Annotated in this window: 18 protein-coding genes and 3 pseudogenes; 12 read left to right on the forward strand and 9 right to left on the reverse strand. The window is 59.2% G+C overall.

Annotation, left to right across the window (positions count from 1 at the left end; all coding sequences use genetic code 11):
- Positions 1-6 precede the first annotated feature (6 nt).
- Together C4J85_RS28010 and C4J85_RS28015 are read left to right on the forward strand one after the other, a co-directional pair.
- Positions 7-684 (forward strand): annotated as a pseudogene (locus tag C4J85_RS28010) (PAS domain-containing protein); the annotation flags it as partial.
- Between the two features lie 111 nt (positions 685-795).
- Positions 796-1,272 (forward strand): annotated as a pseudogene (locus tag C4J85_RS28015) (methyl-accepting chemotaxis protein); the annotation flags it as partial.
- A 177-nt stretch (positions 1,273-1,449) separates the two neighbouring features.
- Here the strand turns inward: C4J85_RS28015 and C4J85_RS14010 are convergent.
- A complete protein-coding gene (locus C4J85_RS14010; protein ID WP_124409948.1) occupies positions 1,450-2,538 on the reverse strand; it encodes a hypothetical protein in 1,089 nt (362 codons plus the stop codon).
- A gap of 1,200 nt (positions 2,539-3,738) precedes the next feature.
- Here C4J85_RS14010 and C4J85_RS14020 point away from each other — a divergent pair.
- Entirely contained in the window at positions 3,739-4,344 is a 606-nt protein-coding gene (locus tag C4J85_RS14020) for a class I SAM-dependent methyltransferase (RefSeq protein ID WP_124409949.1), read from the forward strand.
- Positions 4,345-4,449: 105 nt separating this feature from the next.
- Here the strand turns inward: C4J85_RS14020 and deoC are convergent, their stop codons facing one another.
- Positions 4,450-5,133: a deoxyribose-phosphate aldolase gene (gene deoC / locus C4J85_RS14025; RefSeq protein WP_124367085.1), complete on the reverse strand. Its 684-nt coding sequence runs from the start codon at positions 5,131-5,133 to the stop codon at positions 4,450-4,452.
- A gap of 128 nt (positions 5,134-5,261) precedes the next feature.
- Between deoC and deoR the strand changes: the two genes are divergently transcribed.
- Positions 5,262-6,020: a DNA-binding transcriptional repressor DeoR gene (gene deoR / locus C4J85_RS14030; RefSeq protein ID WP_124409950.1), complete on the forward strand. Its 759-nt coding sequence runs from the start codon at positions 5,262-5,264 to the stop codon at positions 6,018-6,020.
- On the opposite strand, the gene C4J85_RS14035 is transcribed toward deoR, so the two are convergent.
- The 5 genes and pseudogenes from C4J85_RS14035 to C4J85_RS28025 all read right to left on the reverse strand — a co-directional run.
- Complete coding sequence (locus C4J85_RS14035) at positions 6,017-7,063, reverse strand: aldose 1-epimerase family protein (protein ID WP_124409951.1); 1,047 nt, start codon at positions 7,061-7,063, stop codon at positions 6,017-6,019. The two genes, deoR and C4J85_RS14035, sit on opposite strands and share 4 nt — an antisense overlap.
- The gene (gene fucP, locus C4J85_RS14040; RefSeq protein ID WP_124409952.1) at positions 7,060-8,391 is read right to left on the reverse strand and encodes an L-fucose:H+ symporter permease; all 1,332 of its coding nucleotides are present in this window, start codon (positions 8,389-8,391) and stop codon (positions 7,060-7,062) included. Before fucP ends, C4J85_RS14035 begins: the two co-directional genes overlap by 4 nt.
- Before the next feature lie 26 nt (positions 8,392-8,417).
- Positions 8,418-9,338, reverse strand: a complete 921-nt coding sequence (rbsK, locus tag C4J85_RS14045) for a ribokinase (protein WP_124409953.1) — start codon at positions 9,336-9,338, stop codon at positions 8,418-8,420.
- Positions 9,339-9,529: 191 nt separating this feature from the next.
- On the reverse strand, positions 9,530-10,393 hold the full coding sequence (locus tag C4J85_RS28020) for a methyl-accepting chemotaxis protein (protein ID WP_372238019.1): 864 nt from the start codon (positions 10,391-10,393) through the stop codon (positions 9,530-9,532).
- Positions 10,388-11,143 (reverse strand): annotated as a pseudogene (locus C4J85_RS28025) (MCP four helix bundle domain-containing protein); the annotation flags it as partial. The pseudogene C4J85_RS28025 and the gene C4J85_RS28020, both read right to left, overlap by 6 nt.
- Positions 11,144-11,277: 134 nt before the next feature.
- On the opposite strand from C4J85_RS28025, the gene C4J85_RS14055 reads away from it, so the two are divergent.
- Positions 11,278-12,474, forward strand: coding sequence for a multidrug effflux MFS transporter (locus C4J85_RS14055; protein ID WP_124409955.1), 1,197 nt, complete (start codon positions 11,278-11,280; stop codon positions 12,472-12,474).
- Between the two features lie 3 nt (positions 12,475-12,477).
- Here the strand turns inward: C4J85_RS14055 and xerC are convergent, their stop codons facing one another.
- A complete protein-coding gene (xerC, locus tag C4J85_RS14060) occupies positions 12,478-13,392 on the reverse strand; it encodes a tyrosine recombinase XerC (protein ID WP_124409956.1) in 915 nt (304 codons plus the stop codon).
- 108 nt (positions 13,393-13,500) lie between these two features.
- Complete coding sequence (locus tag C4J85_RS14065; protein WP_124409957.1) at positions 13,501-14,313, reverse strand: M949_RS01915 family surface polysaccharide biosynthesis protein; 813 nt, start codon at positions 14,311-14,313, stop codon at positions 13,501-13,503.
- 414 nt (positions 14,314-14,727) lie between these two features.
- On the opposite strand from C4J85_RS14065, the gene arnC reads away from it, so the two are divergent.
- From arnC to C4J85_RS14100, 7 genes are read left to right on the forward strand one after another with little or no spacing between them, the layout of a single operon-like run.
- Positions 14,728-15,762 (forward strand): undecaprenyl-phosphate 4-deoxy-4-formamido-L-arabinose transferase, encoded by a 1,035-nt coding sequence (gene arnC / locus C4J85_RS14070; RefSeq protein ID WP_124407238.1) that lies wholly within the window; start codon positions 14,728-14,730, stop codon positions 15,760-15,762.
- Positions 15,759-17,750, forward strand: a complete 1,992-nt coding sequence (gene arnA / locus C4J85_RS14075) for a bifunctional UDP-4-amino-4-deoxy-L-arabinose formyltransferase/UDP-glucuronic acid oxidase ArnA (protein ID WP_124409958.1) — start codon at positions 15,759-15,761, stop codon at positions 17,748-17,750. The genes arnC and arnA overlap by 4 nt, the downstream gene beginning before the upstream one ends.
- Positions 17,750-18,634: a 4-deoxy-4-formamido-L-arabinose-phosphoundecaprenol deformylase gene (arnD, locus tag C4J85_RS14080; RefSeq protein ID WP_124407240.1), complete on the forward strand. Its 885-nt coding sequence runs from the start codon at positions 17,750-17,752 to the stop codon at positions 18,632-18,634. Before arnA ends, arnD begins: the two co-directional genes overlap by 1 nt.
- Positions 18,631-20,286 carry a lipid IV(A) 4-amino-4-deoxy-L-arabinosyltransferase gene (gene arnT / locus C4J85_RS14085; RefSeq protein WP_124409959.1) on the forward strand — a complete coding sequence of 552 codons (1,656 nt, stop codon included), beginning with the start codon at positions 18,631-18,633 and terminating at the stop codon, positions 20,284-20,286. Before arnD ends, arnT begins: the two co-directional genes overlap by 4 nt.
- A complete protein-coding gene (gene arnE, locus C4J85_RS14090; protein WP_124404218.1) occupies positions 20,283-20,630 on the forward strand; it encodes a 4-amino-4-deoxy-L-arabinose-phosphoundecaprenol flippase subunit ArnE in 348 nt (115 codons plus the stop codon). The genes arnT and arnE overlap by 4 nt, the downstream gene beginning before the upstream one ends.
- Positions 20,627-21,040 (forward strand): 4-amino-4-deoxy-L-arabinose-phosphoundecaprenol flippase subunit ArnF, encoded by a 414-nt coding sequence (gene arnF, locus C4J85_RS14095; protein ID WP_124409960.1) that lies wholly within the window; start codon positions 20,627-20,629, stop codon positions 21,038-21,040. Before arnE ends, arnF begins: the two co-directional genes overlap by 4 nt.
- Positions 21,037-22,416 (forward strand): UDP-glucose/GDP-mannose dehydrogenase family protein, encoded by a 1,380-nt coding sequence (locus C4J85_RS14100; protein WP_124409961.1) that lies wholly within the window; start codon positions 21,037-21,039, stop codon positions 22,414-22,416. Before arnF ends, C4J85_RS14100 begins: the two co-directional genes overlap by 4 nt.
- The last annotated feature ends 2 nt before the right edge of the window (positions 22,417-22,418 follow it).

Genomic DNA, 22,418 nt, shown 5'->3' on the forward strand with positions numbered 1-22,418 from the left:
CGCTCTATGGCGGTGGTCGAGTTTGATCTGGACGGAAAGGTGCTGCGAGCCAACGATAATTTTCTCGCCACCATGGGCTATAGCGCTGACCAATTGCCTGGTAAGTCGCATCGGGACTTCTGCACCCCTGCGTTAACCCGCAGCGCGGATTACAGCCAGTTTTGGGCGCAACTGCGTGCCGGTACATTCGTGTCGGGTACTTTCCAGCGAATTAACGCGATGGGGCAGAATGTCTGGCTTGAAGCCAGTTACAACCCGGTGCTCGACGAACGCGGTCAAGTGAACAGGATCGTCAAGTATGCACTGGACGTGACTGAAAAAGTCGCTCAAGAAGCGCTGGCGCGGGGCAAACTGGCCGCGCTGGATCGCGCCATGGCTGTGATTGAGTTTGATCTAACTGGCAATATCCTCTCGGCCAACGACAATTTTCTACACACCATGGGCTACGGTCTGAACGAGCTCAAGGGTAAGCACCACCGGCTGTTTTGCGAGCCAAGCTTGATCAATAGCAGCGAATACAGCGACTTCTGGCGTCGATTGAATGCCGGCGAGTTTTTCAGTGGCCAGTTCAAACGTATCGGCAAAAACGGACGGGTAGTCTGGCTGGAAGCGACCTATAACCCGGTGTATGACGCTGACGGCAAATTATCGAAGATCGTCAAGTTCGCCAGTGATATCACCGCGCGCATCGAGCGCTTTGAAGAGGACTCGCGCGGCGCTTCCCGGGCGTACCATATTTCCGCCGAGACTGAGAAAGTCGCCGAACAGGGCGCCCAAGTCATCCAGGAAACAGCCAGAGAGATGCGCCAGATAGCCGAAAACATTGGTGCGTCGGCGCGGCTGGTCGGTCAGCTGGGTGACCGTTCCGAACAGATCACGGCGATCGTCAATACCATTCGCGGTATCGCTGATCAGACCAACCTGCTGGCCCTCAACGCCGCCATTGAAGCCGCTCGAGCGGGCGATCAGGGCCGAGGCTTTGCGGTAGTGGCCGACGAAGTCCGACAACTGGCAGGGCGCACCAGTCGCTCGACTGCAGAAATTGCCGAAATGATCGGCAAGATCCTTTCTGAAACCCGCGATGCATTCGCCAGCATGAACGCTACTCAAGAGGGCGCGCAACGCGGCGTAGGCCTGGCCGATCAGGCCGGCTCGGTGATATTGCAGATCCGCAGCGGCACCAGCGACGCCGTCGAGGCAGTGAGCATGTTCGCCTCTAAACTCGACGAGTCAGAAGTGATTCCCAAAACTGCTGTGAGTTGGGTTGGGTAAGGTAAAAGGTTAGAGCAGGTGTGTGCTTAAATTGTAAGGTTTGCACTCGCGCGTGCCTGAGCTAGAGCGCAGGCCAAAGAGAGACACTAACGTCAAGCGAGAAACGGAAAAAGGCCTGCCATTAGGCAAGCCCTTTAGTACGACTTGAATCACTTCGCTAACAGTCCATGTATGGACTTAAATAGTTTTTCTTCCAATTAATTTTGGTAATATTTTCACTATTTCTGAGGAGCTATTATGTTCCAACTTGTGTTTCTCAAGCTCAATAGTAGTCTGGCCTTGAGTTAGTACATGATTGCGCTCCGTACCTATTAGATTTTTTATAACAATCTCCAGCGCTTGGTTGTCGCAGTCGATAAGGGCAACCTGCACCCCCAGATATTTGACCTCGTTGTTAGTCAGCTCATTCTGAAAGTATTTAATGTCGGAGAGCCCAGACTTGTATAAGCGCAAAAAGAAAAAGGCGAAAACTTGCATAAATACTGCCAGTGATATTTTCGGAATAAATAAAAGTGCTAGAGTTATCAGAAGCGTTTCTGGATTATCGACATTTAAACCATCTTGCGGTTTCAACCTTGTCACATCGAAAGCAAAAGTCCCTAGCATGACTATAGCTGCTGAGGTAGTTGCAACGCCAAGAGCAAGGTTCACGCTTCCGCGCTTTGAAAGGGCATTAATCTCAGACAATAGACGTCTTCTAGAGTCATCAAACTCACTTTGGAGGGACTCGATTGTCGAATCCAGGCGCGCTTGCCTGGAACCAGAACTCTTGATTTCTTCCCATATAGCCGCACCTGCCTCCGCCTTCACGGACGCAGAAATCTCACTTGTTAATTTGCTGAGATTACCACTGAACGCCTCTGTCACATAATTTTTAAGATTGACGAAGGAATCATGCAACTCAGAGTTTTCGCTCAATTCTTCTTGGGTATTCCATAATCGCCTAAGGGCACTGGTCCGCTCTTCTTCGTTGAGATCGAATTGATCGGAGAGAAATATTCCTCCCTGCAAGTAAAAATAGGTAAGCAAACCGAAAAATAGAACAAATAGAACAAAAGACACCAGATACATCACTTCTTTTGGCATTGGAATAACACCAAAATAATAATTTCCAAAGCCACCGGACAAGAAAAAAGATACGCATAAGCTGCTGATGGCGATTAGAACAGCTTTTCTTTTTCTGCGGCTGTTTTCTAGCGTTGCGTTCAGCTCCCTGTAGTTGTTCTCAATTTTCTGCTCCAGCAACTCGTTATCAGTGTCTAGCATCTTGCTCGCACCCCAAAAAAAATGATAGCTCAGGATACAGGATGGCCACTGGCTGTGTAAGTCTCAGATTTCTTTGATTCTAGAACTCGGTGCAGCGCTCCAGGACAGTCGAACAAGAACCGTGTTTGTGTACTAGAAATCGCTCAGACGCTGCTTGGTCTTCGGATAATTTCAGAGTGGCTCTCAAAGCCGGTGCGAGTCCAACAAGTAAGCAGACATTATTCGCGAAGCCACAGTTGAGCATTTTTCCAAGCCTTTAATGCAGGTGGTACTACTCATGAGGATTCAAGGGCCCCCGTTGTAATCCATCCAACTGACGAACCGGTAGACGTACCAGGTGCTAACGAAGGTCTGACATGACTCGGTGCTTCGGCTCAAGCGACCTGAAACATGAAGATTCTCAAAAAACTGGATTCGCGATTAGGTCGCCAGCGGCTGTAGGGAGGAAAAAGGGAAATGGAGTGAATGGCCGCTTCATGGCTACCCGCGCGGTAAAATCTCAAGGTAGATATGTACGTTTAGCAGAGGTACTAGGCGCTGACTGGTTTTCGAGGCGTCAGCTACAAAAAACGCTGTTTTCGTGACAGCGCAACGCAATAGACGGTGTAAGGATGGGACGGCGAGGGCTGATTTCTTGGGAAACGGGCTTTTGTGGGAGGTTAGTCGACTCGGATGTATCGGGTGACACACCAGGACAGGTATAGCTTCAGCAAACGCAGGTACTGGTCACGAGTACGCAGATCGATTTGCGGAAAAATTGAGGTCACGGCTTTTAGCATAGATATAGAAAGCTAGGATCGCGCGCAGATGTGCCGCCGCCGTATTGTAAGCCCGGTGCGTGAGTTTGAGTTGGACGTAGATGAACGGAACGAGTATGGGCAAAGGCTACGCGTTACCAGCGTGCACGAGCAGCGGAACACGCTGACCTGAAGATAAACGGCACTGAATCAGCTTCATCGGCAGCCACCACATTGAATGACTGGCCATGAACACGGAGGACATGGCCCGTTGAGAGAATGGATGCCAGAAGCGGGTTTGTCGAATCAGTGGCTAAGACAGCTCATGAACATCTATGACATGACTTGTAATTTAACATAATATACATTATGCGAACCCATTGGTATTCCACACAGGCCGTCTCCCAGGTACATTTCAAACCTCAGCCACGCCTCTTAACCACATCCCCTCAGGATTTCCCGCATGCATGAAGCAGCCCATCACATCATCGATCTTTACGAACGTCACGCTCAAACATGGGATCGAGTTCGTTCACGGCGCCTCGTTGAACAATCCTGGCTGGATCGTTTTCGTCAGGCCATGCCGATTGCGGCTGGTCATGTCCTCGACGTTGGCTGTGGCTGCGCCGAACCCATGGCCGCTTACTTGATCGCCGCGGGTCACGCTGTATGTGGCGTTGATTCTTCCACGGCGATGATCTCCTTGTGTCGGCAACGTTTCCCGCAGCACGCCTGGCATGTGGCCGACATGCGCCAGTTGGCGTTGAATCAGCGTTACGCAGGCATTCTGGCGTGGGACAGTTTCTTTCACCTGACGCCTGATGATCAGCGTCGAATGTTCCCTATTTTCCAAGCCCATGCCCAGCCTGGTGCTGCACTGATGTTTACCAGTGGCACGGCACATGGCGTTGCGCTGGGCAGCTTTGAGGGCGAAACGCTTTATCATGCCAGCCTGGACCATGGTGAATATATTGCGCTGCTCAATGCCCACGGTTTCAGCGTCGTTGAGCAAATAACAGAAGATCCGGAATGTGGCGGGCATACGATCTGGCTGGCTGTTTTCGGCTGAAATCGACCTGTTGCCCTGCCCGTTTATATAGATATATCGTATAACTCAACTAAATGACTATTTAGTATAGTTATATCTACCGATCACTAATCAGCAAAAAAACCTTCAATAACCACCCGCCGCCGTCATCGCTCCGCCCACGATCGCAATTCCTGAACTACTGCCCAAACGTGTCGCCCCGGCTTCAATCATCTTTAAAGCCGTCGGATAATCGCGCACACCGCCGGACGCCTTTACACCAACCCCTGCGCCCACGGTCTGGCGCATCAGTGCCACATCTTCGACTGTCGCACCGCTTCGGCTGAAGCCGGTGGAGGTCTTGACGAACGCCACACCCAAGTCGCGGCAGATTTCGCAGGCCTGGACCTTCTGCTTGTCGTCGAGCAGACAGGTTTCCAGTATGACCTTCAACGGCACGGCGCCGCAGGCCTCGTGGACCAGGGCGATGTCTTCGCGCACGGCGTCCAGCAGCCCGTCTTTCAACCATCCGATATTGAGCACCATATCGATCTCCCCTGCCCCGGCGGCAATTGCCCGTTGGGCTTCGAAAGCCTTGGTGTCACTCAGACCGGCCCCCAATGGAAAGCCCACAACAGCACAAATCACTACGCTTTTATCGGTCAGGCATGACGCGGCGTAAGGTACTTGACCCGAGTTCAGGCACACGGAATAAAAGCCGTGTTCGCGGGCCTCTTCGCACAAGGTTCGGATCTGTTCACGGGAGGCGTCGGGAGCCAGCAGGGTGTGATCGATGTACTTGGCCAATGCTGCGGGTGGAAGATTGTTCATTTAACGAGCCCTTGCCTGTATGTTGCCAATGATTGTGGCGCGCGTGTCACAGTGCGCACATAAAATAGTTACAATATTAACATTTAATGTTACTTATTTAACAACAACAATCAACCCCTGGAATACTCGTGGACAGTAGAAAAGCCGAGCGACTGAAGCTCATTCAACAAGCCTTGCAGGACCAGAATGCCATTCACTTGAAGGAAATGGCCGCGCTGCTGGAGGTTTCCGAAATGACCCTGCGCCGCGATCTCAACCACTTCAGCGATCATCTGCGCCTGCTGGGCGGCTACATCACGCGAGTCGGCAACGAGGCCGGCGATTATCGCGTGGCGGAGCAGGACACGCGTCACGTTGAGGAAAAACGCCGCATCGGAAAGCTCGCTGCCCAGTTGATCCAGGCTGGTGACACGGTGTTTTTTGACTGCGGCACCACCTCGCCTTTTGTGGTCGATTTCATTCCCGATGCGCTGGAATTCACGGCGGTGTGCAGCTCGCTGAACGTGCTGCTCAAACTGCAGAACAAGCCCAATTGCCACATCGTGTTGTGCGGTGGCACCTTTCACCGCAAGAACCAGGTTTTTGAAAGCCGCACCGAAAGCAGCATTCTCGACAGCGTGCGCCTGACATGGGCCTTTGTGACCGCCGCCGGCGTCAGCCAGGAATTCGGCGTGACGTGCTTCAACTTCAACGAAGTCGAGGTCAAGCAAAAGGTCATACGCCAGGCCCAGCAGCGCGTGCTGCTCGCCGATTTCAGCAAGTTCGACACGGTGCGCACCGCTCACTTCGCCGCCCTGGAAGACTTTCATTACGTGGTCAGCGACAAAAAAATCCCCCGTGGCTACAAGGAAGTCATCCAGGCCAACGGCACGCAATTGCTGGTCTAACCCAACAGCTTCTGCCGCTCCTGCGCACTCAAGTAACCGGTGGTGACACTGAACGAAGCGCTGGCTCCAGCCGCCAGCACACGCACGTGACCCTTGGCTTTCTCGGCGTTATAGCCCTCGGGTTCACAGGTGGACGGCAGGACGAACGCCGCCACTTGCTGATCCGGCGTGTACAGGATCCAACGCGCGGCGTGCTCGAACTGTTCGGGACGGTAACGGGTGTAAAACGCCGCGCCATCGGGATGATCGAGTAGAAAATGCGCCTGGCCCGCGGCATCAGTGGCAACACCATCAAAGAAAAACACGATCTCGGGGTCGTACAGTGACGGCTGTTCAAGGCAGGCCAACTGAGTCGGGTGCTCGGCCAGTCGGGCCATGTAGGCGCTCCAGGCTGGCGTCGGCTTGACGTGGTCCGGCACGCTGGTACGCAGGCGCAGGCGTTGCACGCCCAACGGTTCGACAAACCGCGCACCGGTCACAAACGCGTAGTTCATGTGGGCCATGTACATCAGGTCCATGGGCTTTCTGGCCAGGTTCGTCACGTCCATATCGATATCGAACAAGGCCGAATCGGCGCGCAATGTGACGCTGGGGCAAGCCAGGTAACGATCGCCGAACCCCTTGGCGTACTGATACGAGCCGCCAAGGCGCAAATAGCCCTCGCCCACTTCCAGCCAGGCCGTGTCCAGGGGCGCGCAGGGCATTTCGCCGTGCAAGGCGTGCGTGTCGTCCGGTGTCGGGCAACCATTGCGCAGCAGGCCACTGTGAAACATGAAGCAGCCATAGGTGTCGATGACCGTCGGGCTGGGCCGAGGTTGCTCGAACAGGTTGTTCATGGTCAGGTTGCAACCGTCGAACTCGGCTGACCAGATCATCTGTCCTTGATAAGGCAGTACCAGCAGCTTGCCACGGCTGTTCTCCAGGCTCAGGGCCAACACACCGGACGCATAGGTCCAGGCACTGACCTTGAATGCAGGGGATTGCAGGAGGATCTTTTCCTGCTCGCCGAACACCGCTCGGTACAGTGGGATACGCGTATTCATGAGGCCACCGCCCCGGCGGCGCCCGCCGGTAAGGTGCCGGGTTGGCGCATGCACTTGAGCGCATACATCACGATCACGATAAAGCACAGTAACGGCACGCTGTAAGCCAGCTGCATGTTGCCGCCACTGGCGTCGGACAGCAGGCCCTGGAAGATCGGGATCACCCCGCCGCCTACAATGCTCATCACCAGCAAAGAGCCACCGACACCGGTGTCTTCACCCAGGCCATCGATGGTCAGGCCGTAGATGGTCGGCCAGCAGGGGCCGAGGAAAATGCTCACGCCGACTGCTGCATACACCGCCGAAATGTTCGGCACCAGAATGGTATAGGCCAGCAGCACGATACACAGCACGCCGTAGATCGCCAGGACCTTGGCGGGGTGCAGCCGCCGCATCAACAGGTTGGCGATCAGCTTGCCGACAAAATACGCGGCAAAGGTGGTCAGCAAAAACCAGGAGGCGCTGCGCTCGTTCATACCGCCCATTTGCATGGCCAGGCGAATGGTGAAACTCCACACGCCGACCTGGGCGCCCACGTAAAGAAACTGCGCCAATACGCCAAAGGTAAAGCGTGGGTTGCGCCACAGCCGGCCCAGGCTCTGACGCAGACTGCCGGGCTTGCTGCCAGCGGGCTTATTGCCCTTGCAGGCGGGAAATCGCGTAATGGCGATCAGGATAAAGATCAGCACCAGCACGGCAATCATCCACTTGTACGGCAAGAGCGTGGACTGGATCATTTGCAACTGCGCAACCGCCGCCTCGGAAGCGCTCATCTGCGTCAGTTGTTCCGTGGTGGCGTCCGTGTCCTTGAACATCACAAAGCTGCCTACGTACACCCCGGCCATTGCGCCGAAGGGGTGGAAGGTTTGCGAAATGTTCAAGCGTCGGGTCCCGGTTTCCCGTGGCCCCATCAGTGTCGAATAGGTGTTGCACGCGGTTTCAAGGAACGACAGCCCGGCGGCTATTACAAACAGCGCCAACAGGAACATGCCGTACTTGGCCGTGGACGCCGCCGGAAAAAACAACAGGCAGCCGAACATATACAGCAGGAGGCCGATCAGGATCGTGCTCTTGTAGCTGAAGCGACGCACCACCATCGCGGCCGGGATCGCTACGAAAAAGTAGCCCAGGTAAAACGCCGACTGCACAAAGGCGGTCTGGAAATCACTGAGCAGAAACGCTTTCTTGAAATGGGCGATCAGCACGTCGTTCATGCTCGCCGCCGCCGCCCACAGCGCAAAGATGCTGCACAGCAGGATAAAGGCGAACCAAGGCGTGCGGTTCAGGTAGAAGCCATCGGGAGTCGGTTGCAGCGCAGGTTTGTTCATTATTGTTCTCCGGGCTGGGTGGGGTGTTACCGCTGTTGCTGGAAACGCGTGAACGTTTCGTGGTCGGGATAAGACGTTTGCGTACCCAGCGCCATGACCGAGCACGCGGAATACGCTACCGCCTGTTCAATGGCCTGGCGGATATGGCCGTCGCGGTTCCAGTGGTGAATGAAGCATCCGATAAAGGCATCGCCGGCCCCCGTGGTATCACGGGCCACCACCTGTACGCCGGGCACATGGAATTCGCCCTCTTCGCCCACGTACAACGCACCGTGCTCGCCAAGGGTGACGATCACGTGGCGAATGCCGCTGGTGACCAGGCTGCGCGCGGCGGCCTGGGCCGAGGCCGGCGAGTTCACGACATGACCGGTGATCAGCGCCAGTTCCGATTCGTTGGGGATCAGGAAGTCCAGCTGCGCCAAATGCTCGGCGCTCAACCCGGTCAGCGCCGGTGCCGGGTTGAGCAGCACCGCGATAGCGTGTCGGTGAGCGAATTCGATGGCGTGGTAGACCGTCTCCACGTTGATTTCCAACTGCAGCACGATCAGCGTGCATTCACGCAGGTCCGCTGCAGCGGCATCGATGTCCGCCGGCGACAGATGCGCATTGGCTCCTTTGACGATCAATATGCTGTTGTGCGAGTCAGTTCGCACGAAGATCGGCGCGACGCCGCTGGAAACACCCGGCACGCGCTGCACATAACGGGTGTCGATGCCAAAGCGTTGGAAGTTGGCCACGGTGTTGTCGGCAAACATGTCGTCGCCGACCTTGCTCAGCATTAGGACATCAGCCCCCAACTTGGCGGCCGCGACGGCCTGGTTAGCCCCCTTGCCGCCGCAACCGAGGGCAAAACCCGGCGCTTCGAGGGTCTCGCCCTGGGCCGGCATGCGGTCGATGTAGGTAATCAGATCAACCATGTTGCTGCCGATGACTGCGATCTTGCTCATTGCTATTCCACCTTGTTACGGCACGACGAGGCAAAGCGTGCCGCTCTTGTTTTGTTATTTAAATAACATTAGGTGTGAATATTCAATCTTTTTTTGTGGGGTCGGATCAATTTTGCCGGATGGTCTTACCCGGTTCCCCTTTCTCCGGACAAAAAAAACCGGCCTCAGAGGCCGGCCGTTGATCAACAGGTCTACACGCTGAACCGATCCACCGACTGCGACAATTTCCCGGCCAGGCCGGCCAGCTCATCGGTGGTCGCGGCTGTCTCACCGATGACGCGGCTATTGTTTTGCGACATGCCGGCAATCATTTCCACTTGATGGGCAATTTCATTGCTGGCCAGGCTCTGCTCGCCGATGGTCCGGGAGATGTCGTTGACCAACTCCGTGGTGCTCAAGGTGGCCTGCAGAATCTCGCGAATGGCGCGCTCCACATCGGCGGTCACGGCCATGCCTTTGTCCACCTGGGCGACGCCCTCCTCCATGCTGGTCACCGCTTCCCGGGTGCTTTGCTGGATACGCCCGACCATGCTGGCGATTTCCTGGGTGGAGGCGCTGGTGCGGCCGGCCAGGCTGCGTACTTCGTCGGCAACAACGGCAAAACCGCGCCCTTGTTCACCGGCGCGAGCGGCTTCGATGGCGGCGTTGAGAGCCAGCAGGTTGGTTTGGTCGGCGATGCCCTTGATCACTTGGATGATGCTGTATATGGCCTCGGATTCCTTGTCCAGGGTGCGAATGACCAGGGCCGATTGCTGGGCGGAACGGGCAATGCCGTCCATGTCGCTGACCACTTGGTGAATCACCCGGCCGCCGTCCTTGGCCAGGGCTTCGGCCTGGTTGGCCATGTCCAGCGCGCGCCCGGCGTGGCGGGTGATTTCTTCGATGCTGGCGGTCATTTCGCTGGCGGCGGCGGCCATGGTGCTGGCGGCAGCGCTTTGCTGCTGGCTGCTGCCCGCCACTTCATGGCAACCCTGGCTCAGTCGTTCGCTCACGCCATTGACGCCGTGGGCATTGCTGCGCACCACGTCGATCATGCCGCGCAGGTCGCGCTGCATGGTGGCCAGGCTGCGAATCAATGAACTGGCTTCGTCCTTGCGGCTGGGCTCGACAATCGGTTCGCTCAAGTTGCCGCTGGCGATACTCGCGGCGATGCGGCTGGCAGCCTGCAGAGGTCCCATGATGCTGAGGATCACCCAGCGTCCCTGGGCCAGCAGCAGCAACAGGCTGGCGATCAAGACTGCGCCCAGGATCAGATTGGCGTTATGAATAGTTTGTTGGGTGGCCTCGCCGGTGCGTTCGGTATGGCTTTCGATCAACTCGCTGAAGGCGCCCATTTGGTCTTCGAGCTGACTGAAGGCTTTATTGAAGGTTTCAAGCTCCCCGCGAGCGCCTTCGGGGTTGCCCAAGGCCAGCGCGACGATACGCTCGGCGGCGCTGATGTAGGTGTCCAGGCTGGGCTTGATGTTGTCGAGATTGGTTTTGAGCGTGGCTTCCAACGGCAACTTGAGGTTGGCGTCCAGCGACTGGCGAAAGTGCTCGGCGTGCTCCTTGAGCGAGCTGTTGACCTCTGCGGCGCTGGTGGTGCTTTTGCCCAGGCCCACCAGCATGGCGGACAACACATCGGCGCGCAGCGCGTCATGCATCATGTCGGCTTCCATGTGGTTGCGCAAAACGGTCATGCTGACCTCGTTTTCCTGCACGGCAGCGCTCATCTGTCGGTTTCCAAGGTAACCGGCCAGGCTCATGACCAGGGCGGTCAGCAACCCGGTCGCAATCAACAGCGTCAAGCGTAATTTGATCGTCATGCGGATATCCCCTTACCCAAGCGCCGATGCGTCGTTACTAGCGTTATCGGCATCACTGGCTGTTAGTGAAGCTCAAGTTTGCGGATCTGCGCGGATACCTTAAGCTGGGCGTCTTTTGCTTGCCCGGGACACCCATGCCTCAACGTATTGCCCACCTCGCTTTGCTGCTGGGGTTGATCACCGCCATCGGCCCGTTCGCCATCGACAGCTACCTCCCCGCCCTGCCCACCCTGGGCGCCAGCCTGCAGGCGTCGCCCGCCGCCGTGCAGATGAGCCTCACGGTATTTTTCATGATCATCGGCGTGTGCCAGCTGTTCTACGGGCCGCTCAGCGATGTGTATGGACGCAAGCCGCCGATCTACGCCGGCCTGGTGATTTTCGCCGTGGCCAGCGTCGGTTGCGCGTTGGCGCCGACCATTGAAGTGCTGATCGGGTTTCGCGCCCTGCAAGCGTTTGGCGCGTGCGCCGGCATGGTCATCCCGCGGGCGATCGTGCGCGACCTCTATACCGGCCATCAAGCCGCGCGCTTGATGGCGTTGCTGATGCTGGTGATGAGTGTCTCGCCGATCCTTGCGCCCCTGGCCGGCAGTGTGGTGATTTCACTCTGGAGCTGGCGCGAGGTGTTCGCCGTGCTGGCGGTGGTGGCCGTGCTGTGCCTGGTGATGACCGTTGTACAACTGCCCGAAACCCACCCGGCCGAGCGGCGCCTGGGCAAAACCCTGGGCGGTGCGATCCGCAGCTACGGCGCGCTGCTGCGCGATCCGGTGTTTATCGGCCTGGCAGTGGTCAGTGGCTTTGGCCTGGCCACGTTCTTCGTGTTTATCGGCAGTGCGCCGTTCGTGTATATCCAGTATTTCGGCTTGACGCCTACCCAGTTCAGCCTGTGCTTTGCCGTCAACGCCGCCTCGTTTTTCGCCATGAGCCAGCTGACAGCCCGCCTGAGCGCGCGCTTTGGCCTGGCACCGCTGATTCGCTGGTCGGTAATTGCCGTGGCGGCCGTGATGGCGCTGCTGGCGGCCACCACGCTGTGGGGCGATAACCTGGCGTTGATGATGACCCTGCTGTTTGTCGGCTTCGGCTTTCTCGGCCTGTTGTTGCCGGCCGCCGGGGTGTTGTCGCTGGAGGATCACGGTGCGGTGGCAGGGTCGGCGTCGGCGTTGCTGGGCGCGATTCAGATGGTCACCGCCGCTGTGTCGATGACGCTGGTGGGGCTGTTCGCCGACCATACGCCCGCGCCAATGCTGGTGGGCATCGCGCTGTGCGCGGCCGCCGCCCTGCTCACGGTGATATGGACGCTGCGCCGCTTGCCGCCGCACCTGGCGAATGCTTGAACCTTACAAATCGAAGCGATCCACCGCCCGCCGCCGCTCATTGTCGTCACGCACGTCATAGCTGGCGGTGGTCTGGATATTGGTGTGATGGGCCAGCTTCTGCGCGATCGACAGGTCATGCTCCTCGATCACCCGGGTAATGAACGAGCGGCGAAAATCATGGGGCATGATCTTCACGCCCACCTGGTCCCCACGCTGGCGAGCGATGTAGTAAATCGCGTGCTTGGTGATGCGTTCACGGGTGATATGGCTGCCGCGACGGATTCGGTTGAACAGGAACGGGTCGTCCTGTTCGCCTTCCTTGAGTTGCCCGCGACGAAACTCCAGCCAGGCCTGCAGCTTGGCGAAGGCCCAGTCCGGCGCGTATTTGATCAGCTCTTTATTGCCCTTGCCGATCACGCGCAAGCTGCGCTGCTCAAAATCGACCTGCGCCAGATCAAGGTTGACCGACTCCGACTTGCGCATGCCCGAGCCGTACAGGATGCCGATCACGGCGGCATCGCGCAGGCCTTGCGGGCGCGGGTCGGCGGCGCAGACCTCCATCATTTCGCGGATCAACGTGCGGCGCAGGTTACGCCCCTGCCCCAGGCGCGTACCGGACGCGGCCTTGACCGAACGCATCTTCAACAAGTGTTCCTGGCTGATCAGGCTCATCCGCCATGCTTCGTTCATCACCCCGCGCACGGCATTCACATACAGCGACGAGGTGTTCGGCGCATAGCCGTCCTCGCGCAACGCAGCGACCAGGGCGATTACCTGTTCGGGCTGCAGCAGGTGCCAGTCGATGTCTTCAAGGTTGACGTCTTCAAAGCCCAGGCGGTCGGCGGCGTCCTGCAGCACGTAGCGCATGGTCAACTGGCTGGAGGACGCCAGGCGGGTGAGGTAGAGGGTCAGCGGGTTGCGGATGGACTCAGTCAAGGTAGATCAGCCTTTGGATTAAATATCACGAGCAATCTATTGATTAATCGCGATATTTATTGAATTGGCGAGGGCCGAGTCTAGCGCAGTCTTGGCACTGCCATCAAATCACGGTGCCACGTCATCCTCTTGCGTGGGCTGCTGGGGTTGGGTCTGGGACTGGCTCCAGTCGGCATCCTGTTTTTTCATCAGCGCAAACCAGTGCTGACGCATGAACGCCAGGTAGCTGTCCGGCGCCTTGGCAAAATCCTTCTCGTCGCCATAGCAGCCCGGCAGCGGTAGCTCGGTGCCCTGCTCTTTGTACTGGCTGACCAGCGCCTGCTGCGCGGCAACGCTGCAATCGGTCGGCAACGGCATGCCGCGCAGGGCGCCGGCGTCCTCGTCCCACCAGGCTGCGCCGTAACGGTCGACGCCGCGCAGGCGATACTTCTCGGACTTGCCGGCGTGCATGATCAGCTTGAATTCATTGGGGCTCACGTCGCTGGTGCAGGTGCGCGAGTAGCCCACAGTCGCCTGGGTCGTGCCGTCACCCAAAAGGTCGGTGACTCGGGTGGCTGCCGTGTCAAAGTGCAGCCCAGCGTCGAATTCGCACTGGCGCACATCGTCGTAAAGCATCCACACGCGCTTGGGATGCTCGCCGGCCAGCAGGTACTGGGCCGCGTAGACAAAGGCCGACTGGGTGCCATCGTCGTCCCGCTCGCTGACCTGTTCGGCCAGCACCAGCAGGTTCTTGCCCTGGCGGTCGTCCCAGGTATAGGCAGCGACCTGCTTGCCACGTACTTCGACGCCTTCCGGCACCTGGTCAATGCTCGCCAGGGTCACGCCCTCATCGGCCCGCACTGTGGTGACACAGGCGACGCACACTAACAATCCGATCAACACCGGCCGCAACTGGCCGCGTAAAAGCTGCACGCTATTCATCCGAGTACCCTGGCAAGAGATGGCTTACTTTACCGGCACTTGAAGGGCAATGCAGAGAAGATTGTTGAATAGAGGCAGTGGAGCCACTACGTGGGCTGATCACGTGAACCAAATACGTGTCAGCCCGTTCCTATTCGGCTGAACATTCACAGGGTTTAACACCTTGGCCACATAGCTGAACACTGGCTGTCTACCTGTCAAATAAACGAGTTTTTCATCCGCCTTTCATATTCGTTGAACATTTTTGCGCTTAACCTTATAGGCATCACTTCAGAGCAATCCGGGGTTTATCGACTAACCTATTGATTACACTTTATCTTTAGCGCGGCTTTGTCATCTGCGGGCTGTAGTTTTGCCCAACAAACGCTGCAGTTTTCGCGCTCCAAGTTTGCTTCAGCCCGAGGTCATGAATCTTTGAAACCCTACCCTATTCAGTGCGTATCGATCGTTATCCCGGTTTATAACGAACAAGAGAGCCTGCCTGAGTTGCTGCGCCGCACCACGGCCGCTTGCCAACAGCTGGCCTACGACTACGAAATCATCCTGGTGGATGACGGTAGCCGCGACAATTCGGCGCAATTGCTTGAAGACGCCGCCGCCGAAGATGGCAGCAAGGTAGTGGCGGTGATTCTCAACCGTAACTATGGCCAGCACGCCGCGATCATGGCGGGTTTCGAACAGTGCCGCGGTGAAGTGGTGATCACCCTCGACGCCGACCTGCAGAACCCGCCGGAAGAAATCCCGCGCCTGGTGGAACAAGCCGCCCTGGGCTACGACGTGGTCGCCACGGTGCGTAACAATCGCCAGGATTCGGCCTTCCGCCGCTGGCCTTCGCGCCTGATCAACCTCGCCGTGCAGCGCTCCACCGGCGTGGCGATGACCGATTACGGCTGCATGCTGCGCGCCTACCGCCGCACCATCGTCGACGCGATGCTGGCCTGCCGCGAGCGCAGCACCTTTATCCCGATCCTGGCCAACGGCTTCGCCCGGCACACCACGGAGATCCTGGTGCACCACGCCGAGCGTGAACACGGCGAATCCAAATACAGCGCCATGCGCCTGATCAGCCTGATGTTCGACCTGCTCACCTGCATGACCACCACGCCGTTGCGCCTGCTGTCCATCGTCGGGTTCAGCCTGGCGGCGCTGGGCGTGCTGTTTGCCTTCGCGCTGATCGTCATGCGCCTGGCCTTCGGCGCCACTTGGGCGGGCGACGGCCTGTTCGTGCTGTTCGCCGTGCTGTTCGTGTTCACCGGTGGCCAGTTCATCGGCATGGGCCTGCTGGGCGAATACCTGGGGCGCATGTACAGCGATGTGCGCGCCCGCCCGCGCTTCTTTATTGAAAAAGTGCTGCGCAACCAACCGGCCGCACCGGCTCCCGTGGTCGTCGTCGATGGCCTGGTGTCTTCCCATACTTCTACTTCTTCTTCCGATCAGGTCCAGTCATGAGTTCAAAAGCCGTTGTATTCGCCTACCACGATATTGGCTGTGCGGGTATCGAAGCCCTGCTCGCTGCGGGCTACGACATTGCCGCCGTGTTCACCCATGCCGATGACCCCAAGGAAAACAACTTCTACGGCTCCGTCGCCCAGCTGTGCGCCCGCAACGGTATCCCGGTGCACGCCCCGGAAGACGCGAACCACCCGCTGTGGGTCGAACGCATCGCCAAGCTGAACCCGGATTTCATCTTCTCGTTCTACTACCGCAACCTGCTCAGCGAACCGCTGCTGGCCCTCGCCCGCCAAGGCGCGTTCAACCTGCATGGTTCGCTGCTGCCCAAATACCGTGGCCGCGCGCCGGCCAACTGGGTGCTGGTCAACGGTGAAACCGAAACCGGCGTGACCCTGCACCGCATGGTCAAGCGTGCCGATGCCGGCGCGATCCTGGCCCAACACAAAGTCAGCATCGAGCGCAGCGACACCGGCCTGAGCCTGCACGCCAAGCTGCGAGAGGCCGCCAGCCACCTGCTGCGCGACGCCCTGCCGCAACTGGCCCAGGGAACACTGGCTGAAACCGCCCAGGACGAAAGCCAGGCGACCTGCTTCGGCCGCCGTACTGCCGCCGATGGCAAGATCGACTGGAAAAAGCCCGCCGAAGAACTGTTCAACCTGGTGCGCGCCGTGACTCAGCCTTACCCTGGCGCCTTCTGCGCCGTGGGCGAGCACAAGCTCATCGTCTGGCAGGCCGAGGTGGCCAAAGGCAACGAAGGCCTGGCGCCTGGCCGGGTGATCAGCGTCAATCCGCTGCGCATCGCCTGTGGTGAAGACTCCCTGGTGATCAAGTTCGGCCAGCGCAACGACAACGGCCTGTACCTGGCCGGCCCGTCCCTGGCCGATGAACTGGGCCTGGTGGACGGCTCTGTGCTGCGCGGCGCCGAGTCGGGCCGCAAGCCACGCCGCACCCGCGTGCTGATCCTGGGGGTGAACGGCTTTATCGGTAACCACCTGTCCGAGCGCCTGTTGCGTGACGACCGCTACGAAGTCTACGGCCTGGATATCGGCTCCGACGCCATCGAGCGCCTGCGCAGCCACCCCAATTTCCACTATGTGGAAGGCGACATCAGCATTCACACCGAGTGGATCGAGTACCACATCAAGAAGTGCGACGTGGTGCTGCCGCTGGTGGCCATCGCCACGCCGATCGAGTACACCCGCAACCCGCTGCGCGTGTTCGAGCTGGACTTCGAAGAAAACCTCAAGCTGGTGCGCTACTGCGTCAAGTACAACAAGCGCGTGATCTTCCCCTCGACCTCCGAAGTCTATGGCATGTGCCAGGACCAGTACTTCGACGAAGACACCTCCAACCTGGTGGTGGGCCCGGTCAACAAGCAACGCTGGATCTACTCGGTCTCCAAGCAACTGCTCGACCGCGTGATCTGGGCCTACGGCGACAAGGGCCTCAAGTTCACCCTGTTCCGTCCGTTCAACTGGATGGGCCCGCGCCTGGACCGCCTCGACTCGGCGCGTATCGGCAGTTCCCGCGCTATCACCCAGCTGATCCTGAACCTGGTGGAAGGCACGCCGATCCGCCTGTTCGACGGTGGCGAGCAGAAGCGTTGCTTCACCGACATTGCCGACGGCATCGAGGCCCTGGCGCGCATCATCGATAACGACAAGGGCGTCTGCGACGGCCAGATCATCAACATCGGCAACCCGGAAAACGAAGCCAGCATCCGTCAGTTGGGCGAAGAGCTGCTGCGTCAGTTCGAAGCGCACCCGCTGCGCGGCAACTTCCCGCCGTTCGCGGGTTTTCGCGACGTGGAAAGCAAGGCGTTCTACGGCACCGGTTACCAGGACGTGGCACACCGCAAGCCGAGCATCGAGAACGCCAAGCGCCTGCTGAACTGGGAGCCGACCGTGGCGATGAGCGAAACCATCGGCAACACGCTGGATTTCTTCCTGCGTGAAGCAATGCTTGAAATAGCGGACAAAAAGTAATGAAGGCAGGCCTGCGCATCGACGTCGACACCTACCGAGGCACCCGTGAAGGCGTGCCACGGCTGCTCGAGTCCCTGGACGAAGCCGGGATTAAAGCGACGTTCTTTTTCAGCGTCGGGCCGGACAACATGGGGCGCCACTTGTGGCGCCTGATCCGCCCGCAGTTCCTGTGGAAAATGCTGCGTTCCAATGCCGCCGGCCTGTATGGCTGGGACATCCTGCTGGCCGGCACCGCCTGGCCGGGCAAGCCGATTGGCCGTGACCTGGGGCACTTGATGCGCCAGGCCAAGGCCGCCGGGCATGAAGTTGGGCTGCACGCGTGGGACCACCACGGCTGGCAGGCCAATACCGGGCGCTGGAGCGACGCACAGCTGGTCGAGCAGATCCGACGCGGCGTGGATACCTTGAGCGACATCCTGGGTGAGCGGATCGACTGTTCAGCGGCCGCCGGTTGGCGCGCCGACGAGCGCGTGGTGCAAGCCAAACAAGCCTTCAACTTTCGCTACAACAGTGATTGCCGGGGCACCAGCCTGTTTCGACCGACCCTGGCCGATGGCAGCGCGGGCATCCCACAAATTCCGGTAGACCTGCCGACCTTCGACGAAGTCGTCGGGCCGGTAGTGGCTGCCAAGGACTTCAACACCTTCATCCTTGACCGGTTCAACACGTCGAAGCTGAACGTCTACACCATTCACGCAGAAGTAGAAGGGATTCTGATGGCTCAGGATTTTCGCCAGTTGCTCGCCCAGGCAGGGCAGCGCGGCATTGATTTCCAACCCTTGAGCGCGTTATTGCCCGCGGATGTGACCACCCTGCCCCAACAACAGCTGGTGCGCGGCGCGTTGAGCGGCCGCGAAGGTTGGCTCGGAGTGCAGCAGGCATGATCCGCCGCTGGGCATTGCCCTTGCTCCTGTTGGCGTTTGGCGTGTTTTACCTGTTACCGCTGGCCACCCACGGCCTGTGGATTCCGGATGAAACCCGCTATGCGCAGATCAGCCAGGAAATGCTGCTGACCGGCAAGTGGGCCGCCCCGCACTTCATGGGCATTCGCTACTTCGAAAAACCGGCGGCGGGCTACTGGATGATCGCGCTGGGCCAGGCGATCTTCGGCCAGAACCTGTTCGGCGTGCGCTTTGCGTCGGCCTTGAGCACCGGCTTGAGCATCCTGCTGGTTTACCTGATGTCGCGCCGGTTGTGGAACGACCCGCAGAAAAGCCTGATCAGCAGCGTGCTGTACATGAGTTTCGTCAGCGTGGCGATGCTCGGTGGCTACGCCAATCTGGACCCGCAGTTCACCTTCTGGGTCAACCTCACAGGCGTTGCCCTGTGGTTCTGCTTCGACAGCCGTACGCAGCGCGCCAGGTTGTGGTCCTGGGCCGTGCTCGGCCTGGCCTGTGGCATGGGCTTCATGACCAAAGGCTTTCTGGCGTGGTTGCTGCCGGTGTTGATCGCCCTGCCCTACGCGCTCTGGCAAAAACGTTCGGTTGAATTGTTCAAGTTCGGTCCCGTGGCCGTGGCCGTGGCGATCCTCGTCAGCCTGCCATGGGCATTGGCTGTCCACTTGCAAGAGCCGGATTACTGGCACTTCTTTTTCTGGCATGAGCATATTCAGCGCTTTGCCGGAGAAGATGCCCAGCACGCCGAGCCGTTCTGGTATTACCTGCCGTTGCTGGTGGCATTCGCGCTGCCGTGGGTTGCGCTGCTGCCGTCCAGCCTCAAACAGGCGTGGCTGGACCGGCGCCTGCCGAACACCGCGTTCCTGTTGCTGTGGCTGCTGATGCCCCTGGCCTTTTTCAGCCTGGCCAAAGGCAAACTGCCCGCCTACATCATGCCGTGCCTGCTGCCCCTGGCCTTGCTGATGGGTTCGACCTTGAGTGACAAGCTCGCTCAAGGCCGTGGCCGCGTGATGCGTATCAACGGCTGCCTGAACCTGGCGATCGGCGTACTCGCCCTGCTGGCACTCGGTTGGTTCCAACTGAAGAAAACGGTGTACGTACCGGGTGAGGAAACCCTCAGCCTGGTGCTGATATTCACCTGCCTGGCCGGCTGGATCCTGGTCAACCTGCTGCAGGCAGCCCGCCCGCTGAAACTGTGGGCCGCGCCGCTGATCGGCAGTGGCTTGCTGGTTGCCCTGGTGCCCGCCGCGCTGCCCCATTCGGTGGTTTATAACAAGACCCCGGACCAGTTCATCATCGATCATGCCGAAGAACTCAAGCCCTCCATTGCGCTGTTGAGCAACGACCTGGGCGCCTCCGCTGCGCTGTCGTGGCGCCTGAAACGGCCCGACATCACGCTCTACAACACCTCTGGCGAGGTGAAATACGGCCTGGCTTATGCGGACACCGCCCAACGTCTGGTCGACCGCAATCGAATCCAGGCCTGGATGGCCGAAACCCGCCGGAGCGGCGCCGTCGGCGTGGTGATGCGCGTCAACAGCCAGGGCGAAAAGGAAGAACTCGCCCTGCTGCCCGCGGATGGCAAGCGCTATGCGCAGGGCAACATCGTGATCCTGATTTTCCCGCAGGTCGCGCAATGATCACCCTGCTTCTGTTACTCAGCGCCTGCCTGCTTACGTGCGCGGGCCAGGTCTCGCAGAAATTTGCCGTGGAGAGCTGGCGCGAATTGCCCGACGGTTGGGCGCTGAAGCTGCGCTCGCCGTGGTTGTGGTCGGCGCTGGTGTGCCTGGGCCTCGGCTTGCTGGTATGGCTGCTGGTGTTGCAGCGCCTGGAAGTCGGGATTGCCTACCCCATGCTCAGCCTGAATTTTGTAGTGGTCACGCTGATGGCGCGCTTTGTGTTTGCTGAACACATCGATGGCCGCCACTGGCTGGGCGTGGTGCTGATCATTGCAGGCGTTGTGCTGCTGGGGCGCCAGGTATGAGCCGGATGCGCGGTTTCGCCCTGGCCCTGGGCAGCGTCGGCCTGGTCAGCGCCGCCCAGTTGGGCATGCGCTGGAGCATGACGCGCCTGCCGTTGCCGGATCAGTGGCTGAGCGCCCTGAGTGCCGGCGGCATCGATTTAAGCGCGCTGGGCGTGGTGGTCCTGGCGATCCTCGCCTATGCGCTGTCGATGCTCTGCTGGCTCGGCGCGCTGAAGCACTTGCCTCTCGGGCGCGCTTACTCGCTGCTGAGCATCAGCTACGCGCTGGTGTACCTGCTGGCCGCCTGCCTGCCGGTATTCAACGAACACTTTTCGCTTGCAAAAACCCTGGGGGTGGCCTTGGTCATCCTCGGCGTACTGGTTATCAACTCTCGTCGTGCTAGCACCTCAAGTCCCAGGAATACCCCATGAAAATCAGTGTATTTGGTAGTGGTTACGTCGGCTTGGTACAGGCCACCGTATTAGCCGAAGTCGGTCACGATGTTATTTGCATGGACGTGGACCGGAGCAAGGTCGAGTCGCTGCAGAAGGGCCATGTGACGATCTTCGAGCCGGGCCTGGCGGCCATGGTCAAGGAAAACCTGGAAAGCGGACGCCTGCATTTCACCTACGACGAAAAACTCGCCGTCGAGCATGGTGAGGTGCTGTTCATTGCAGTGGGTACGCCGTCGGATGAGGACGGTTCGGCCGACCTGAAATACGTGTTGTCGGTGGGTGATGCGGTGGCGCGCCATCGCGTGGCGCCGGTGATCCTGGTAGAAAAGTCCACTGTTCCCGTCGGCACAGGCGACACCCTGCGCGCGCATATCGAAAAAAACCTGCGCGCCGCCGGCCGTGAGCTGCAATTCGATATCGTCTCCAACCCGGAATTCCTCAAGGAAGGCTCGGCCGTGGCCGACTGCCGCCGCCCTGATCGCATCATCATTGGCTGCGAGCGCGAAGAAGTGCGGGAGATCATGCGTGACCTGTACGCGCCGTTCAACCGCAACCATGACCGCATCATCTTCATGGATGTGCGCAGCGCCGAACTGACCAAGTACGCCGCCAACTGCATGCTCGCCACCAAGATCAGCTTCATCAACCAGATCGCCGAGCTGGCCGAACACCTGGGCGCCGACATCGAAGCCGTGCGCCTGGGCATTGGCGCCGACTCGCGCATCGGCTACCACTTCATTTATCCCGGTTGCGGCTACGGCGGCTCCTGCTTTCCCAAGGACATGCGCGCCCTGATCCACAGCGCCAAGCAGGCCAACTGTTCCAGCGACCTGCTGGAAGCCGTGGAAGCGATCAACCAGCGCCAGAAAAGCAAGTTGTTCGAGCGCATCAACGCGTTCTTCAAGGGCGACCTGCGCGGCAAGACCTTCGCCCTGTGGGGCCTGGCCTTCAAGCCCAACACCGACGACATGCGTGACGCGCCGAGCCGCGTGCTGATGGAAGCCTTGTGGGCCGCCGGCGCCAATGTACGTGCGTTCGACCCCGAAGCCATGCAGGAAACCCAGCGCATCTATGGCGACGACCCACGATTGATGCTGATGGGCACGCCGGAGTCCACCCTGGGCGGCGCCGATGCGCTGATCGTCTGCACCGAGTGGCAGCAATTCAAGGCACCGGACTTCGACCTGATCCACCAGCGCCTGAAAACCCCGGTGATCTTCGACGGTCGCAACCTGTACGACGGTGAGCGCCTGACGCGCAAAGGCTTCAAATACTTCCCGATTGGCCGTGGTGACTCGTGCGAGTTGCCGATCCCCCAGCAAAACTGGGTGCAACAGGCCAAGGCAGGCTGATC

Source organism: Pseudomonas sp. R4-34-07 (assembly GCF_003852375.1).
Lineage (GTDB): Bacteria > Pseudomonadota > Gammaproteobacteria > Pseudomonadales > Pseudomonadaceae > Aquipseudomonas.